The organism is Rhodoferax sp. (assembly GCF_025354435.1).
Taxonomy (GTDB): domain Bacteria; phylum Pseudomonadota; class Gammaproteobacteria; order Burkholderiales; family Burkholderiaceae_C; genus Rhodoferax_B.
In genome coordinates this window covers 1-15,737 of record NZ_JANXMU010000001.1, presented here as the reverse complement: position 1 = coordinate 15,737, position 15,737 = coordinate 1, and the positions used below count along the sequence as shown (strand labels likewise).

General features: G+C 59.8%; 17 protein-coding genes. 4 read left to right on the top strand and 13 right to left on the bottom strand.

Annotated features, from left to right (window positions below; genetic code table 11):
• Positions 1 to 14 precede the first annotated feature (14 nt).
• Positions 15 to 1,085: a glycosyltransferase family 9 protein gene (locus Q0T48_RS00085; protein ID WP_295950648.1), complete on the top strand. Its 1,071-nt coding sequence runs from the start codon at positions 15 to 17 to the stop codon at positions 1,083 to 1,085.
• Here the strand turns inward: Q0T48_RS00085 and Q0T48_RS00080 are convergent.
• On the bottom strand, positions 1,077 to 2,090 hold the full coding sequence (locus tag Q0T48_RS00080) for a hypothetical protein (RefSeq protein WP_295950646.1): 1,014 nt from the start codon (positions 2,088 to 2,090) through the stop codon (positions 1,077 to 1,079). The two genes, Q0T48_RS00085 and Q0T48_RS00080, sit on opposite strands and share 9 nt — an antisense overlap.
• Before the next feature lie 28 nt (positions 2,091 to 2,118).
• Between Q0T48_RS00080 and Q0T48_RS00075 the strand changes: the two genes are divergently transcribed.
• Both Q0T48_RS00075 and Q0T48_RS00070 read left to right on the top strand, forming a co-directional pair.
• Positions 2,119 to 3,429 carry an O-antigen ligase family protein gene (locus tag Q0T48_RS00075; protein WP_295950645.1) on the top strand — a complete coding sequence of 437 codons (1,311 nt, stop codon included), beginning with the start codon at positions 2,119 to 2,121 and terminating at the stop codon, positions 3,427 to 3,429.
• Position 3,430: 1 nt separating this feature from the next.
• Complete coding sequence (locus Q0T48_RS00070) at positions 3,431 to 4,255, top strand: glycosyltransferase (RefSeq protein WP_295950643.1); 825 nt, start codon at positions 3,431 to 3,433, stop codon at positions 4,253 to 4,255.
• 19 nt (positions 4,256 to 4,274) lie between these two features.
• On the opposite strand, the gene rng is transcribed toward Q0T48_RS00070, so the two are convergent.
• The 12 genes from rng to Q0T48_RS00010 form a co-directional block, all read right to left on the bottom strand.
• Positions 4,275 to 5,762 (bottom strand): ribonuclease G, encoded by a 1,488-nt coding sequence (rng, locus tag Q0T48_RS00065; protein ID WP_295950641.1) that lies wholly within the window; start codon positions 5,760 to 5,762, stop codon positions 4,275 to 4,277.
• An 11-nt stretch (positions 5,763 to 5,773) separates the two neighbouring features.
• Positions 5,774 to 6,376: a Maf family protein gene (locus tag Q0T48_RS00060; RefSeq protein ID WP_295950640.1), complete on the bottom strand. Its 603-nt coding sequence runs from the start codon at positions 6,374 to 6,376 to the stop codon at positions 5,774 to 5,776.
• 89 nt (positions 6,377 to 6,465) lie between these two features.
• A complete protein-coding gene (locus Q0T48_RS00055; protein WP_295950638.1) occupies positions 6,466 to 7,041 on the bottom strand; it encodes a YceI family protein in 576 nt (191 codons plus the stop codon).
• Positions 7,042 to 7,106: 65 nt separating this feature from the next.
• Positions 7,107 to 7,673 carry a YceI family protein gene (locus tag Q0T48_RS00050; RefSeq protein WP_295950636.1) on the bottom strand — a complete coding sequence of 189 codons (567 nt, stop codon included), beginning with the start codon at positions 7,671 to 7,673 and terminating at the stop codon, positions 7,107 to 7,109.
• 26 nt (positions 7,674 to 7,699) lie between these two features.
• Positions 7,700 to 8,263 (bottom strand): cytochrome b, encoded by a 564-nt coding sequence (locus Q0T48_RS00045; protein ID WP_295950634.1) that lies wholly within the window; start codon positions 8,261 to 8,263, stop codon positions 7,700 to 7,702.
• Positions 8,264 to 8,382: 119 nt separating this feature from the next.
• A complete protein-coding gene (locus tag Q0T48_RS00040; RefSeq protein WP_295950632.1) occupies positions 8,383 to 10,251 on the bottom strand; it encodes an ABC transporter ATP-binding protein in 1,869 nt (622 codons plus the stop codon).
• Positions 10,252 to 10,278: 27 nt separating this feature from the next.
• Entirely contained in the window at positions 10,279 to 10,758 is a 480-nt protein-coding gene (gene rlmH / locus Q0T48_RS00035) for a 23S rRNA (pseudouridine(1915)-N(3))-methyltransferase RlmH (RefSeq protein ID WP_295950630.1), read from the bottom strand.
• Positions 10,759 to 11,571: a ribosome silencing factor gene (gene rsfS, locus Q0T48_RS00030; RefSeq protein WP_295950629.1), complete on the bottom strand. Its 813-nt coding sequence runs from the start codon at positions 11,569 to 11,571 to the stop codon at positions 10,759 to 10,761.
• Complete coding sequence (gene nadD / locus Q0T48_RS00025) at positions 11,568 to 12,209, bottom strand: nicotinate (nicotinamide) nucleotide adenylyltransferase (RefSeq protein WP_295950628.1); 642 nt, start codon at positions 12,207 to 12,209, stop codon at positions 11,568 to 11,570. The genes rsfS and nadD overlap by 4 nt, the downstream gene beginning before the upstream one ends.
• The gene (gene hemF / locus Q0T48_RS00020; protein ID WP_295950706.1) at positions 12,200 to 13,093 is read right to left on the bottom strand and encodes an oxygen-dependent coproporphyrinogen oxidase; all 894 of its coding nucleotides are present in this window, start codon (positions 13,091 to 13,093) and stop codon (positions 12,200 to 12,202) included. Before hemF ends, nadD begins: the two co-directional genes overlap by 10 nt.
• 20 nt (positions 13,094 to 13,113) lie before the next feature.
• On the bottom strand, positions 13,114 to 14,406 hold the full coding sequence (purD, locus tag Q0T48_RS00015) for a phosphoribosylamine--glycine ligase (RefSeq protein WP_295950626.1): 1,293 nt from the start codon (positions 14,404 to 14,406) through the stop codon (positions 13,114 to 13,116).
• Positions 14,403 to 15,122 (bottom strand): YebC/PmpR family DNA-binding transcriptional regulator, encoded by a 720-nt coding sequence (locus Q0T48_RS00010; protein ID WP_295950624.1) that lies wholly within the window; start codon positions 15,120 to 15,122, stop codon positions 14,403 to 14,405. Before Q0T48_RS00010 ends, purD begins: the two co-directional genes overlap by 4 nt.
• Before the next feature lie 70 nt (positions 15,123 to 15,192).
• Between Q0T48_RS00010 and Q0T48_RS00005 the strand changes: the two genes are divergently transcribed.
• Positions 15,193 to 15,737 (top strand): helicase HerA-like domain-containing protein (locus Q0T48_RS00005; RefSeq protein WP_295950622.1); only part of this gene is annotated, 545 nt, incomplete at its 3' end.

Sequence of the window (15,737 nt, the reverse complement as noted above, 5' to 3'; positions counted from 1 at the left end):
GTGTACAGATTTTCATGAAAAAAATACTGGTGGTTGCGACTCGGCAGATAGGCGACATGCTGCTGACCACGCCCTTGATCCACGCTGCTCGCCAGCAATGGCCGGATGCAGAAATCGACGTGATCGGCCTAGCAGGGACCCTGGGCATGCTCCAGGGCAACCCGGATATCCATGCGCTCATCGCCACCCAGCCCGCTAAAGGCTGGCGCGACACCTTGGCCGTGCTGAAAACCATCTGGAAGCGATACGATCTAGCCTTGGTAACTCAGCCCAGCGACCGTGCTCACCTGATCGGCTGGGCCGCCAGCAGTCAACACCGCAGCGGCATTATTCCTGCTAAAAACTCCAGCAACTGGTGGAAAAAGCGGATTTTGAGCCATGTGGTCGTAAGTGAAGGCGATGCCGGCACCGTCCATGTGGTCGCCGAGAAACTGGCCTTACTGGCCCCTTGGTGTCAGCCCGATATACAGGCGGCCCAGGTGCTGCCGCCACCCGCACAAGCACTGCCAGCCCCCCTGGATGCCTTGATTCTGTCCAGCGCCATCGTGGTACACACGCCGTCCATGTGGCCGTACAAGCAATGGCCGATCGCCTATTTTCGCGAGCTACTGGTGCAATTGATCTCCGAAGGCCATCAAATTGTGCTGACCGGTAGCGCCGGGCCATCCGACCAGAATTGCATCCAGCAGTTGCGGGGACTGGCACCCTCACCCCAACTGGTAGACACCAGCGGCCAGCTCAATTTCAACCAGTTAGTCAGCCTGTTTCGGCGTGCCCATTTGTACATTGGCCCAGACACATCGGTCACCCATTTGGCCGCGGCCTCGGGCATCCGCGTGCTGGCCATATTTGGCCCGACCAACCCGGTGCGCTGGGGCCCCTGGCCGAATGCGCCGCACATCACGCAGACGTATGTGGGACGGGCAGAGAAACAAACCGTGCACAGCATCACCTTACTGCAAAGCACCCTGCCCTGCGTGCCGTGCAGCAAAGCTGGATGCGAAGACCATAACCAAAGCCGTAGCGATTGCTTGCTGGGAATGTCGGCAGACCGGGTGCTCCAGACGGTACAAACTCTAGGTTAAGAACGCCGCTGTAATTTGCGCATCAAAATTGGCCGGTTCATTTGCGATGGTGCGGCTATAAGCCGCAAAGTCACTTTGACTTTCCGCCGTCGCATGGAAGATGCGCTGCACTTCGCGTTCAAAATCCGCCAAAAAATGGGGCGCGCGCGGATCCAATTTGTAGCGTGGGTCCATCGGCACATCCACATCATTGGTAGTGGAGCCATAGCGGCCTGTGATAACGCAGCAACCGTGCAGTACCGCCTCTCGTGGCAGACGGTCTTTGCCGGGATGGTGGCCAAAATCCATGTACAATTTTCCGCCCAAAAAGTGCTGGGCCAGTTCCTGGCGGTTGAACCCCGACAAGGGCATGAAATCCCAAGCAGGAAAGGCCGCCTTGAGTTGGGCGGTCACGGCTGCGCCTTTATGCGGGTTGTAAAAGATCCGGTTGGTGCGTTGGGCCTGGGCCAACCGTTCGGGAAGCGCTTCCAAATACGAGGCTTCGGTATAGAAAGGAATGGGGTCGGACAAGGGCAACGCGTCAATGCCATGGTCTTGCAAGAACAGCGTCGCGTAGTGGCTCTGGGCAAAATGCGGGAGACCCTGCAACGCGTCGATGCCGCGCCAGGGGATACGGCCTTTGATCTTGTTTTTCAAGAATCGCAATCTGTCCCGCATGGGACTTTGGTAGCGCACACCGGTGAAGTTATTGACCGACATCCACCAAATAGCAGCTTGCGCATGCCGGGCCTTCAACGCTTGTTGGGTAAAAATTTCCGGAAATAAAATCAACTCTCCCGAACGGTCTTCATACTTCTCTACGGGTACCCGGTACTTTTGGTAAGCCGGTGGAGTAGCAAAGGCCTGGCTAAACGGGTGGTATACCATCGCAGCAGTCTGGCCCAGCACGTTCATTCTCTCGACCAACTGATGCAGCGCCTCTGGACCCGCTGTCATGGCGTTGCCGGGACACACGACAAGCACTTTCTGGTACCGACTTTTTTGCATATTTTTTTGTTTGTTCATGTCCACTCGCTTTCCTGGCGCCCTCCGAATGGCCCCGTTATCCCGCCTGCTGGCCAATAAGGGAATTTACCCATCGAACGGCAAAAACACCCAAGTAAGTATCCCCGATTTGTTGACAGTGGCTTGTCTGGCTTTGGCTCCGCTGTGCTTCCTTAGTGTGCGCAGTTGGACGATTCTTTTCGTATTTTTTCTCTTCCTTATTGCGGCATGGGAACTCGCCCATACGGACCGTGGCTTCGCGGTATTGCAGGGCCAAAAAGCCGCGCAATGGACGATAGCCGCATTGGCATCGTCTTTTTTAGCTGTATTAATGGGTGAACTGCTGCGAGGAAATATGCAGGTAGGCCTGCTGGATGGGCCTAGCCGCCCCTTGCTGGCAGTGCTGCTTTTCGTGTACCTCCTGCACAAGCCTATTGATTTTGTGCGTTTGCTGGAATGGTCTGCGCCGATTTCCCTGGTCATCCTGTGCGGCCTGCTGTGGATGCATCCTTACGACTTCGTGAATAATCCTAGCGAGCGCTTTGGCACCGTTGCAGTGGACCCATTAACGCTTGGGCAATACGCCACGCTTCTAGGGTTTATCTGCCTATTCACACTAAACATGTATGGCCCTGATAGCCTCGTTCTCAAAGCCCTCAAAATCCTGGGCATCCTGATGGCCATATGGATCAGTGTGGGCACAGCCTCGCGAAGTGGATGGGCAGCGATTCCCGTCTTGGTGGTTATATGGGTTGTATGTGTGCAGAAAATTCGCAAACCTCAAAGAATTTTTTGGCTGCTTTTCGGCTTGGCCTTATTGGGCTTTGCTATAGGCAAATTAGTGCCTACCGTTAGCGACCGTATTGCGCTGGTCGCTACTGAATACATAGCATACTTGCACGGTGGCAGCCACGACACATCCACCGGGCTAAGAATCTCGCTGTTACGTGCGGCAGGCTTTCTCTTTCTGGAGCAACCACTTTTTGGCTATGGTGATACGCACTACCCTGCGCTTACCAGCATCCCGGCAATAGCCTCTTTCAGCACCGAAGCATTGCAATTTGCCGTGGTCCACAACGGCGTGCACAATGAAATCATGCAGAGCGCATTGCGCTCCGGCATTTTTGGCCTGGTCTCCAGCATCTTGATGTTTGTAGTCCCTGCGGTAGTGTTTTACCGAGGCAGCACCTCCACAGTGCCCAGCATCCGGGCAGCGGGCTTAATCGGGCTTTGCTACACCGCGGCAGTCTTTTGCTTTGGCTTGAGTACCGAAACTTTTAACCTGAAATACACCGTCTCGTTTTACGCCCTGATGGTGTCCGCCCTGGCAGCCCAAGTGCTGCGCCCACAACCGGTTTGATATGAATCCTGCACGCTACGCCCTTACCTTTGCCTGCTACAACCAGGTGGAATACACCCGCCAATGCATAGACAGCATGGTGCGCCACGGCATGGACTTATCGCGGCTGATTGTGGTGGACAACGGCTCCAAAGATGCCACCCGCGAGTACCTGCTCACCGTGCCCGTGGGTGGGCGCATTTACAACGATGCCAATCTGGGCTGCGGTGTCGCTTGGAACCAGGGCGCACTGGCCTTGCAGGCCGAATGGACCATCGTGATGAACAACGATGTGCTGGTAAGCGCCCAGTGGATCGAGTCGCTGATCGGCGTGGCCGAGCAGCGGGGCCTGAAGGTCATTTCACCGGCGCTGATCGAAGGCATGCTGGATTACGACTTTGAAGACTTCAGCTCCATGGCTTCAAAAAAAATGGCCAATACGGCGCGCATCGGCGGCCGCCACGCGGTGTGCCTGGCGGTGCACAAATCGGTGTGGATGGACGTGGGCTACTTCCAGCCCGTGCCCAAGCTGCTGGGTTATGAAGACACACTGTTTTTCCACGAGTTGGAAAAAGCGAAGATTCCGGTAGGTATCACGGGCGCATCATGGTTACACCATTACGGCTCGGTGACCCAGACCGCAATGAAGCAGGAGCGCGGCTTGTCCGCCAAAGACGGGCTGGGCTATCGCTACAACTACAAGCTACTCAACCAAAGCTGGCTGGCCCGCAAACTGGCCAAATCGCAGCGGGTCGCCCAGCAAAAGCAATGGCGGCAAGAAGAGTTGGCCGCCCACGCCATGACCATCCATGGGCTGCGCGAAAGCGGCCAGTTCCGCTGGATTTAAGAACGTTCTAAGACTCGCCCTAAAGCAGCACGATGTCGTACTGCTCTTGCCCCATAGCACCTTCGCTCTGCAGCGAAATCGGCTTGCCGATAAAGTCGCTCAAGCCCGCCAAATGCTGGCTTTCTTCGTCCAGAAACAGCTCAATCACCTTGGGCGAGGCTACGATACGGAACTCGCGCGGGTTGAACTGGCGGGCTTCGCGCAGGATCTCTCGCAAGATGTCATAGGTCACGCTGCGGGCGGTTTTGACCGTGCCTTTGCCGCTGCACACGACACAGGGCTCGCACAGCATGTGCGCCAGCGACTCGCGGGTGCGCTTGCGGGTCATCTCTACCAGCCCCAAAGCCGAAAAGCCACCAGCAGTGGTTTTGACTCGGTCACGCCCTAATTGCTTGCGGAACTCGGCCAGCACGGTGTCGCGGTGGTCCTCCCGCACCATGTCGATGAAGTCCACGATGACAATACCACCCAGGTTGCGCAGGCGCAGTTGCCGGGCGATGGCCTGGGTGGCTTCCAGGTTGGTTTTGAAAATGGTGTCGTCGAAATTGCGGGCACCGACGAACGCGCCGGTGTTCACATCTACCGTGGTGAGGGCTTCGGTCTGATCGACGATCAGGTAGCCGCCCGACTTCAGCTCAACCCGCCGCCCCAGCGCCTTGGCCACCTCTTCGTCGATAGAGAATAGATCAAAAATCGGCCGCTCGCCCTTGTAGTGCTGCAGCTTCTCTACCGCCGCAGGCATGAACTCCTTGCCGAACGCCTGCAGCATATCGAACTGCTCCCGGGAATCGAGCCGGATGGTCTGGGTTTGCTCGCCCACCAAGTCACGCAACACCCGCTGCAGCAGGTTCAGATCTTGGTGCAGCAACGATGTGGACGGCAGGCGTACCGAAGCGCTTTTGATGCGCGCCCAGGCTTTGCGCAAATAGGCTATGTCCTCGGCCAATTCGGTATCTGTCGCATCCTCGCCATTGGTGCGCAGGATAAAACCGCCGCCACCGCCGGTAGCGGCATCGCCCACCAGGGTTTGCAAACGCTTGCGCAAGTCTTCTCGCTGGGTCAGGGGAATTTTTTGCGATACGCCCACATGGTCGTCCTGCGGCAAAAACACCAGCAAACGGCCTGCAATACTGATCTGGGCCGACAAGCGCGCACCCTTGGTGCCAATCGGGTCCTTGATGACCTGCACCATCAAAGCCTGGCCTTCGAACACCTGGCGTTCAATCGGCACCACAGGGACCACCTTGGCATCGGGTTCCGCCGCTTTATGGCCTACAAAGCCATTGGCCAGGTCGGCCACGTGCAAAAACGCCGCCCGCTCCAACCCGATGTCGATAAACGTGGACTGCATGCCCGGTAGCACCCGCACCACCTTGCCCAGGTAGACGTTGCCCACCATGCCACGCTCCAGAGTGCGCTCTACGTGCAGCTCCTGTACCGAGCCGTGCTCTACCACCGCCACGCGGGTTTCCTGGGGCGACCAATTGATGAGAATGTCTTGTTGCATGGGGGGTGTTGTCAAAGCTTGAAGCCCAGTGCGCGCAGCAGTTGTGCCGTCTCAAACATGGGCAAGCCCATGATGCCCGAATAGCTGCCACGGATCTGCGAGATAAACCCTGCCGCCCTGCCCTGCACGGCATAGGCACCGGCTTTACCCAGCGGCTCGCCCGATGCCACATAGGTTGTGATCTGCGCCGCTGTCAGTGGTGCAAATGTCACCCGTGAATCGCTCAGGGCTTGCAGCCGCTTGCGGCCATGCTGCAGCGCCACCGCCGTCAGCACCCGGTGCTGGGTGCCGGCCAGTTCGCTCAGCATGCGCACGGCATCCTGGGCGTTCTCGGGTTTGCCGTAAATCTGTCGACCCAACGCGACCGTGGTGTCCGAGCACAAGATCGGCGCAACGGGCAGGCCGCGCTGTTGCATCCGCGCCAACGCTGCATCGAGCTTTAGGCCGGTCACGCGCTTCACATATACAGCAGGCGCTTCATTTTTGATAGCAACCTCCAAACCCTCACTGTCTTCTTCGGGGCCCGGTAAAAGCAGTTCGTGGAGCACACCCAGTTGGTCCAGCAACTGGCTACGGCGCGGGCTTTGGGAGGCAAGGTAGATAAAGTCGATCATGGCGGAATTATCGGGGCATGCGTGCCCCCAAAAGAGAACAGCCCGCCCATCTCAACGATGGGCGGGCTGACGGCGAAGCTACGCGCAGGTTACTGCTTGACGGCCTCGACCTGGACGATCAGGTGCACAGCGTCTGGGAAGCCGTAGTTGGCGCCCCAGGTCATGCCCCATTGGCTGCGCTGGATGGTGGTGTCAAAGTCGCCGCCGCAGACTTCGCGCTTGAGCATGGGGCTCTGGTAGCAGTTGAAGTTGCTGGCCTTGAGGGTGACCGGGTTGGTCTTGCCCAGCAGCGTCAGCGTGCCGATGATTTCAGACACTTTGTCGCCGCTGAACACGAACTTGTCGGCGCTGAACTTGATGGTGGGGAACTGCTCGACGTTGAAAAAGTCGGCGCTCATCAGGTGCTTGTTGAATGCCGCCGTGCCGGTGGACAGCGAAGCCGCGTCGATGGTCAGGTCCACTTTGCCGGTTTTGCCAGCCACGTCGAGCTGCGCCGTGCCTTCTTTCTTGTCGAAACGGCCGCGGTTGGTCGAGGTGCCCATGTGGCCGATCTCGAAGGTCACAAACGTATGGCTGGGATCGATGGCGTAGCTGGCGGTTTCGGCTTGGGCGGTGCCCACGGCCAGGGTGGCAATGGCGGCAAGGACTAGCAAGGTATGGCGCATGGTTTCTCTTTCAAAAGAAAAGGTAAGGGGAAAGGGTTAAGGGAAAAATCAGAAGGGAAAAAGGCTTAAAGCTTGCCTACACCGGTCAGGCTGAACTTGAATTTGACTTGCACGTCGTCGGCCACCATCGAGGTGTCGGCCCACTCGCCCTCTCCAATCTTGAAGGCCAAACGTTTGATCGGCAACATGCCGCTGGCCACCGTGATGGGGCCGGTTTGCACCATGGCCACTGGCACGACCACATCGCGGGCCTGGCCCTTGATGCTGAGCTTGCCGGCCACGTCAAACTTACCGCCGCCCAGCGCCTTGATGCTGGTGGAGGTAAACGTGGCCTGCGGGAACTTCACGCTGCTGAACCAGGTGGGTTTGGGCAGCTCGGCATCGGTCTCTGGCACACCCAACGTGGCGCTGCCCATGTCCACCGTGAAGCTGACCTTGCTGGTGTCCAGCTTGGCAGCATCAAAGCTGATCTGGGCATCAAATTTCTTGAAGTGCCCTTCGACCGGCACGCCCATTTGCTTGCTCACAAACACGATATCGCTCTGCGCGGGTACGATCTTTTGCTGTGCAAACCCTGCCACCGCTACGCCAGAAAACAGCAAGGCAACAGACAATTTCAACAAGGAGGACATAGGTGACTTTCGCAAAAAATGAAGGTTTAAGGCAGCATGCGGCCGATCAGGCCATCGCGGTCGATGAACTGGTGCTTGAAGGCAGCCGCCACATGCAGCACCACCAGGGCGCATAGAGCCCAGGCCGCCAGGCCATGCAAAGGCTTGATGGTTTCGGCTAGCTCCTTGTTGGCAGACAGCAGGTCGGGCAAAGGCAGTACGCCAAACACCACAATCTGGAAACCAGACGCGGAACTGTAAGCCCAGCCGATCAGCGGAACTATAAAAAACAGAGCATACATTGCATAGTGGGTGCCCTCGTGTGCCCAATGCTGCCACTTGGGCATGCTTTGGGCCATGGCGGCTGGCAAAGGCGGCGAGCGGTGCGTGAAGCGCCACAGTAAACGCAATGCAGACAGCGCCAAAATCGTGATACCCGCCCATTTGTGCCAGTTGTAGAGCTTGAGGCGCAAAGGCGAAAAAGGCAGATCGGCCATGTAGAGACCTACGCCAAAGATGCTGGCCAAGGCCAGCGCCAACACCCAGTGCAAGAGCTTGGCGACAGCGGTGTAGCTTGCGGGTTTGGCAGAGGCGGAGTGGGACAGGGCCATAAGTGGTGCAGCGGGCGGTGAAACCCAGGGGTTAACTTGTTGGCTAGTGTAGAAACTGTCCCCGGCAAAAAGTTCACTCAATTCGTCGAAATGGTTCGAATTTTTTGAACCATGGGGGCTTACACCGTGGCAACACCTGCAGGCTCGTCATCTTCTTCACCCAAAAACCCACCGCTCTGGTGCGCCCACAGCCGCGCATACAGCCCCCCCGAGGCCAGCAGGCTGCGGTGGTCACCCATCTCGACGATGCGCCCCTTGTCCAGCACCACCAGCCGGTCCATCGCCGCAATGGTGGACAGGCGGTGGGCAATGGCGACCACGGTTTTGCCTTCCATCAGCCGGTACAGGCTGGACTGGATGGCCGCTTCGACCTCGGAGTCCAAGGCGCTGGTGGCCTCGTCCAGCAGCAGGATGGGTGCGTCTTTGAGCATCACCCGGGCAATGGCGATGCGCTGGCGCTGGCCACCCGACAGCTTCACACCACGCTCGCCCACATGGGCATCAAAACCAGTGCGTCCACTCGGATCGCTCAGGGTATGGATGAAGTCGAAGGCTTCGGCGCGGCGCGCTGCCGCCTCCATGTGGGCATCGGTGGCATCTGGCCGACCGTAAAGAATGTTGTCACGCACCGAACGGTGCAGCAGCGACGTGTCTTGGGTGACCATGCCGATTTGGGCGCGCAGGCTCTCCTGGGTGACCTGCGCAATATCCTGCCCATCGACCAGAATGCGGCCGTGCTCCAGGTCGTAAAACCGCAGCAGCAAATTCACGATGGTGGACTTGCCCGCGCCGGAGCGTCCCACCAGCCCAATCTTTTCCCCGGCACGGATGTGCAGCGACATCTGGTCGATCACCTTGCGGGCCCCGGGCCCCTTGGCACCGTAGGCAAAGTCCACGTTCTCAAACCGTACCTCGCCCTTGGGCACTTGCAGCGGCTGGGCCTGGGGCACGTCTTGCACGGCCTGCGGCCGCGACAAGGTGTTAAGACCGTCCTGCACCGTGCCGACATGCTCAAACAGCGAAGCCATTTCCCACATCACCCAGTGCGAAATGCCGTTCAGGCGCAGCGACATGGCGGTGGCCGCCGCCACCGCACCCACGCCCACCTGGCCCTGCGTCCACAGCCACAGCGCCAGTCCAGCGGTGGACAGGATCAGCAAGATACCCAGAATGTGGTTGACCACCTCGAAACCGCTGACCAGGCGCATCTGGCGCTGCACGGTCTTCAAAAAGTCCTGCATCGCCGAACGGGCAAACCCGGCCTCGCGCCCGGCGTGCGAGAACAGCTTGACGGTAGCGATGTTGGTGTAGGCATCGGTGATACGGCCGGTCATCAGCGAGCGGGCATCGGCCTGCTTTTTGGCCACACCCGACAGGCGCGGCACAAAGTAGCGGATGGCCAAGCCGTACAGCACCACCCAGCCCAGAAAAGGCAGCAGCATCCAGGCATCAAAGCTACCCACCACCGCCACCATGGTGACGAAGTAGATGGTCACGAACACCAGAATATCGCCCAAGATCATGCACACATCGCGCACCGCCAGCGCGGTCTGCATCACCTTGGTGGCTACGCGCCCGGCAAATTCGTCCTGGTAAAAGCCCATGCTCTGGCCCAGCATCAGGCGGTGGAACTTCCAGCGCAGCAGCATCGGGAAGTTGGCCGCCAGGGTCTGGTGCTTGAACAGGGTTTGCAATGCAATCAATAGCGGACTTCCCAGCAGCAGCGCGCACAAGAGCAGTAAATTGTTCTTCTCTTGTGTCCACAGCAAAGCCGGTTGCACCTTCCCCAGCCAGTCCACCACACGGCCCATCATGGCGAACAGCAGCGCCTCGAACACGCCCACGCTGGCCGTGAGCAAGGTCATGGCCAGGATGTATTTGCGCACGCCCAAAGTGCAGGCCCACACAAAATGAAAAAAGCCGCGCGGTGGCGGCTGGGGGGTGTCGTCCGTATAAGGGTGGACGAGATTTTCAAACCAACTCAGCATAACGATGCCTCAAATTATTCGCATTGATTATTCGCGGTGGTACGGATGGTTGGCATTGACCGACCACGCCCGGTACAACTGTTCGACCAGCAGCACGCGGGCAAACGCATGCGGCAGGGTCAGGTCTGACAGGCGGATACGCTCGTGGGCCGCCTGGCGAAACGCCGGGTCCAACCCATCGGGGCCGCCAATCACCAGCGCCACGTCGTCGCTCTCCAACTGCCAGCCATTGAGCTTAACCGCCAATGCTTTTGTTGTCAGCGACGTACCGCGTTCATCCAGGGCCACGATACGGGCATTGCGGCCAATACTGGACTGGATGGCGGCTTCTATGCGTTCACGCTCGGCCGCATAAATCGTCTCCAGGGTTTTGGAGCCCCGGGGTTCGGTCTTGACGGCCCTGAGCTCGACTTTGAGCTCGGGCGGAAAGCGTTTGGCGTAGTCGTCGTAGGCAGTTTGTGCCCAGTCGGGCATGCGCTGGCCTACGGCCACTATCACCAACTTCATTTACTTGCGGCCAGGGGCGCGCTTGGCAGGCGCTTTGGGGGTCTTGGGTGCAGCACGCTTGGCGGCAGCGGCTTTCTTCACGGTCTCGATCGGGGCCTTGATGACCACGGTCTTGGCCACGGTTTTGACGGCAGCGGTCTTGGCGGGTGCTTTCACAGCCGTCTTGGCCGCGGTTTTAGCCGCCGTCTTCACCGGTCCACGGGTCGAAGTCGAGGTCTTGGAAGGCACGGGCGTAGCCAATGCGGTCTTGCGGGCAGCGCGTTTGGGCGCCACTTCCAGGACGGGACGCTCGGGCGCCAGCAGGCTTTCGGCGTATTCGCGGTCGGCAATCTTGGAAGCGCGTTTGGCCGCAGCGGGTGACAGCTTTTTGGCGGGCACCTTCTTGGCCGGCTTGGCAGGTTTGACTTCTTCGGCCTTAGGCAGCGGCTTGGCGGCACCCAGCTTGAGGCGGATCGGCTTTTCGCCCCACAGCTCTTCCAGGTGGTAGTACTGGCGGATGGCGGGTTGCATGATGTGCACCACGGCGCGGCCGCAATCCACAATGATCCATTCGCCGTTGGACTCGCCTTCCATGCGGGGCTTGGCAAAGCCGGCCTCGCGCACGGCATCGCGCACGCTGGCGGCCAGCGCCTTGGTTTGGCGGTTCGACGTGCCCGAGGCGATGATCACGCGCTCGAACAGGGCCGACAGGCCTTCGGTGTCAAATACGACGATGTCCACCGCTTTGACATCCTCCAAACCATCGACGATGGCGCGCTGGAGTTTTTGGGTGTCTTTTTTGGCAACGGTTTCGTTTTGGGCAGAAGTGGTCATCGGTCGGTTCGGTAAAGAAGGTGGTGGTCAATATAGCGCGCTACGCCCTCGGGAACCAGATGGGCTATCCCTTGCGAGGTGGCGGCGCGGTGGCGGATGTCGGTGGCGCTGAGTTCCATGGGAGGAACCTGCAACGCCTGAAACGACCCCGCGGATGGATGTTCAGGTACGGGTTCAGAGCCCAATTCGGAACTAAATGGGCCGTTGGCGCTGGTTGAATCTGCACGAGAAGCTACACAAATTATAGCTGCCCGCACGATCTCCTCCCAACCATGCCAAGTCGGCAGCCGTGTCGCCTGGTCTTCGCCCATCACCAGATAGAGCTGCGCCTGGGGTTTTTCGGCCTGCAGTTCGTGCAAAGTATCGATGGTGTAAGTGGGGCCGCTGCGCTCAATCTCGCGCTTATCCACCACCACGCCGGGGATGTCGCCAAAGGCCAACTGGGCCATGGCAAGCCGGTCGGCCGCCGGGCTGAGCGTGCGGCTTTTGTGCCAGGCGTGGCCCGTGGGGAACACGTACAGCGCGTCCAGCTGCAACTGCGCCAGGGCCGTCCGCACCAGGGCGACGTGCATGAGGTGCGGCGGATCAAACGCACCGCCAAACACGCCAATCCGGCGCACGGGCAGGCTCACACCCATGCGCGAGCCACCAGAAATTCGCGGGTCAGCGCCTCCTCCGCGGAGCCCGCTTCTGGCGCATGCTGGTACGACCAACTGGCCAGCGGCGGCATCGACAGCAGGATGGATTCGGTGCGCCCGCCCGACTGCAGGCCAAAGTGCGTGCCGCGGTCCCACACCAGATTGAATTCCACATAGCGCCCACGCCGGTACAACTGAAATGCCCGCTCGCGCTCGCCATACGGCATGTGCTGGCGGCGCTGCAAAATGGGCACATAGGCATCCAGAAACGCAGAACCCACCGCCTGCACCATGGCCAGGCTGGCTTCGGTGCCCAGCTCGGAAAAGTCGTCGAAAAATACACCGCCAATACCGCGCGGCTCCTGCCGGTGCTTGAGGTAGAAATATTCGTCGCACCACTGCTTGAAGCGCGGGTATTTGTCGTCTCCAAACGGGGCCAGAGCAGCCTGGCAGGTGCGGTGGAAATGCACCGCATCTTCTTCAAAACCGTAGATGGGTGTCAGGTCCATACCGCCACCGAACCAGCACACGGGTTCCCCGCCCTCCGGCGTGGCCACGATCATGCGCACATTCATGTGCACCGTGGGCGCATACGGGTTGCGCGGGTGGAACACCAGGGACACGCCCATGGCTTCGAACGGCGCGCCCGCCAACTGGGGTCGGTGCTGGGTGGCACTGGGCGGCAACTGCGGCCCGAGCACGTGCGAAAAGCCGCAGCCTGCGCGCTCCAGCACCGCACCATTTTCCAGAATCTGGGTGATGCCCTGCCCTTGCAGTTTTTCGCCCGGTGGCTTTTCCCACGCGTCGCTTAAAAAGCTGCCGCCGTCCAGCGCCGCCATGCAGGTGGTAATGGAAGATTGCAGGCCCAGCAGATAGGCCCGCATCAGCTCAGCCGTGTGCAAACTCAAGCCTTGACGGCACGGAACCCAATGTCACGGCGGTACTGCATGCCGTCGAACTGGATGCCACGGGTGACTTCGTACGCATACTGCTGGGCCAGCTTGACGTTGTCGGCCAGCACGGTCACGCACAGCACCCGCCCGCCCGAGGTGGACACGACATCGTCTTGCTTGGCGGTACCCGCGTGGAACACCACCGCATCGTCGGTGTTTTTGGGCAGGCCGGTGATGGCATCTCCCTTGCGCGGTGTCATCGGGTAGCCGTGGGCGGCCAGCACCACGCCCAGGGCAATGCGGCGATCCCAATCGAGGCTGATCTGGTCCAATTTTCCGTGCGCGCCGGGCTCGGTGGCTGCCCACAGGACCTCGAACAGGTCGGACTTCAAGCGCATCATCAGCGGTTGGGTTTCGGGGTCGCCCAGGCGGCAGTTGAACTCCAGCGTCTTGGGCTTGCCCTTGGCATCGATCATCAGCCCGGCGTACAGGAAACCGGTGTAGGTGATGCCGTCTTTTTCCATGCCCTTGATGGTGGGCAAGATGATCTCGCGCATGGCACGGGCGTGCACATCGGCCGTGACCACAGGCGCGGGCGAATACGCGCCCATGCCGCCGGTGTTGGGGCCATTGTCACCATCGAGCAGACGTTTGTGGTCCTGGCTGGTAGCCAGCGGAATCACGTTTTTGCCATCGCACATGACAATGAAGCTGGCTTCTTCGCCGGCCAAAAACTCTTCAATCACCACCCGCGCGCCACCTTCGTTGTGGCTCACGCCCAGGGTGTTGGCCAGCAGCATGAAGTCGATGGCCTCATGGGCCTCGGCCAGCGTCTGCGCCACCACCACGCCTTTGCCCGCCGCCAGGCCATCGGCCTTGACCACGATGGGTGCGCCCTTTTGCTCCACATAGGCGTGGGCCGCCGCGGGGTCAGTAAAGGTTTCAAATTCGGCCGTGGGAATGGCGTGGCGCTGCATAAAGGCTTTGGAAAACGCCTTGGAGCTCTCCAACTGCGCGGCGGCCTTGGTGGCACCAAAAATCCGCATGCCGTGGCTGCGGAACTCGTCCACCACACCGGCGGCCAGCGGGCCTTCGGGGCCGACCACGGTCAGCGAAATGCCTTCGGTCTGGGCCCATTTGCGCAGCGCCTGCACATCGGTGATGGGGATGTTGATGAGCTGGTCGTCCAGGGCCGTGCCGCCGTTGCCGGGGGCCACATAGACCTGGCTTACGCGGGCGCAGGTGTTGAGCTTCCAGGCGAGTGCATGTTCGCGGCCACCGCCGCCAATGACTAAGACTTTCATAGGCCAGCGTTGTGAAAGACTTCTTGGACATCGTCCAGGTCTTCGAGCACATCCAGTAGTTTTTGCATTTTTTCGGCGTCCTCGCCCGTGAGGTCGATGGTGTTGTCGGCGCGCATGGTCACTTCGGCCAGGTCCGATTGGAAGCCTGCGGTTTCCAGCGCCAGCTTGACGGTTTCAAAGTCGGTGTAGGCGGTCAGCACCTCGATGGCACCATCCTCGTCGGTAATCACGTCTTCGGCCCCGGCTTCCAGGGCCACTTCCATGAGTTTGTCTTCATCGGCGCCCGGGGCAAAGATGATTTGTCCGCAGTGCTTGAACTGGAACGCCACCGAGCCTTCGGTGCCCATATTGCCACCGTACTTGCTGAAGGCGTGGCGCACCTCGGCCACGGTACGCACCCGGTTGTCGGTCATGGTGTCCACGATGATGGCCGCGCCGCCGATGCCGTAGCCTTCGTAGCGGATTTCCTCATACGACACGCCTTCCAGCGTGCCGGTGGCTTTTTCGATGTTGCGCTTGACCGTCTCAGCGGCCAGATTGGCGGCCTTGGCCTTTTCCACGGCCAGGCGCAGGCGCGGGTTGATGCTCAGGTCACCACCGCCCAGGCGCGCCGCCACCATGATCTCGCGGATCACGCGGGTCCAGATCTTGCCCCGCTTTTCATCCTGGCGGCCCTTGCGGTGCTGAATATTCGCCCATTTACTGTGACCAGCCACAAAAATTCCTTGTCAATTGATTTAATCTAGGGACAGATTTTACTTACCCTTACCCGTCAGGACTCTTGCCATGGCCGAACCCATCTTAATCGCCAAAAACGCCTCCACCACCTGCGAGCTGCTCCCGGCGTTGGCGAATCGCCACGGCCTGATCACCGGGGCGACTGGTACCGGCAAAACCGTCACGCTGCAAACCCTGGCGGAGAATTTCTCCAAAATCGGCGTGCCGGTGTTCATGGCCGACGTGAAGGGCGACCTCACGGGCATCTCCCAAGCCGGAGTTGTTGGGGAAAAACTCTCGAAAGTCCTCCAGGAACGTGCATTGTCAGCTCCAGAATCAATAGCATGTGCCACCACGTTGTGGGACGTGTTCGGCGAACAGGGCCACCCGGCGCGCGCCACCGTCAGCGACCTGGGTCCCCTGCTGCTGGGCCGCATGCTGGACTTGAATGACACCCAGGCCGGCGTGCTGAACCTGGTGTTCAAAATTGCCGACGACAACGCCCTTTTGCTGCTGGACATGAAAGACCTGCGGGCCATGTTGCAGTATGTCGGCGACAACGCGAAAGACTTCACCACCCAATATGGCAATGTCAGCGCGGCCAGCATTGGTGC

Bases quoted from the DNA above. Each gene is read 5' to 3' on its own strand.
- Q0T48_RS00085 (WP_295950648.1), top strand. From the start codon at position 15: ATGAAAAAAATACTGGTGGTTGCGACTCGGCAGATAGGCGACATGCTG.
- Q0T48_RS00080 (WP_295950646.1), bottom strand. From the start codon at position 2,090: ATGAACAAACAAAAAAATATGCAAAAAAGTCGGTACCAGAAAGTGCTT.
- Q0T48_RS00075 (WP_295950645.1), top strand. From the start codon at position 2,119: ATGGCCCCGTTATCCCGCCTGCTGGCCAATAAGGGAATTTACCCATCG.
- Q0T48_RS00070 (WP_295950643.1), top strand. From the start codon at position 3,431: ATGAATCCTGCACGCTACGCCCTTACCTTTGCCTGCTACAACCAGGTG.
- rng (WP_295950641.1), bottom strand. From the start codon at position 5,762: ATGCAACAAGACATTCTCATCAATTGGTCGCCCCAGGAAACCCGCGTG.
- Q0T48_RS00060 (WP_295950640.1), bottom strand. From the start codon at position 6,376: ATGATCGACTTTATCTACCTTGCCTCCCAAAGCCCGCGCCGTAGCCAG.
- Q0T48_RS00055 (WP_295950638.1), bottom strand. From the start codon at position 7,041: ATGCGCCATACCTTGCTAGTCCTTGCCGCCATTGCCACCCTGGCCGTG.
- Q0T48_RS00050 (WP_295950636.1), bottom strand. From the start codon at position 7,673: ATGTCCTCCTTGTTGAAATTGTCTGTTGCCTTGCTGTTTTCTGGCGTA.
- Q0T48_RS00045 (WP_295950634.1), bottom strand. From the start codon at position 8,263: ATGGCCCTGTCCCACTCCGCCTCTGCCAAACCCGCAAGCTACACCGCT.
- Q0T48_RS00040 (WP_295950632.1), bottom strand. From the start codon at position 10,251: ATGCTGAGTTGGTTTGAAAATCTCGTCCACCCTTATACGGACGACACC.
- rlmH (WP_295950630.1), bottom strand. From the start codon at position 10,758: ATGAAGTTGGTGATAGTGGCCGTAGGCCAGCGCATGCCCGACTGGGCA.
- rsfS (WP_295950629.1), bottom strand. From the start codon at position 11,571: ATGACCACTTCTGCCCAAAACGAAACCGTTGCCAAAAAAGACACCCAA.
- nadD (WP_295950628.1), bottom strand. From the start codon at position 12,209: ATGGGTGTGAGCCTGCCCGTGCGCCGGATTGGCGTGTTTGGCGGTGCG.
- hemF (WP_295950706.1), bottom strand. From the start codon at position 13,093: ATGCGGGCCTATCTGCTGGGCCTGCAATCTTCCATTACCACCTGCATG.
- purD (WP_295950626.1), bottom strand. From the start codon at position 14,406: ATGAAAGTCTTAGTCATTGGCGGCGGTGGCCGCGAACATGCACTCGCC.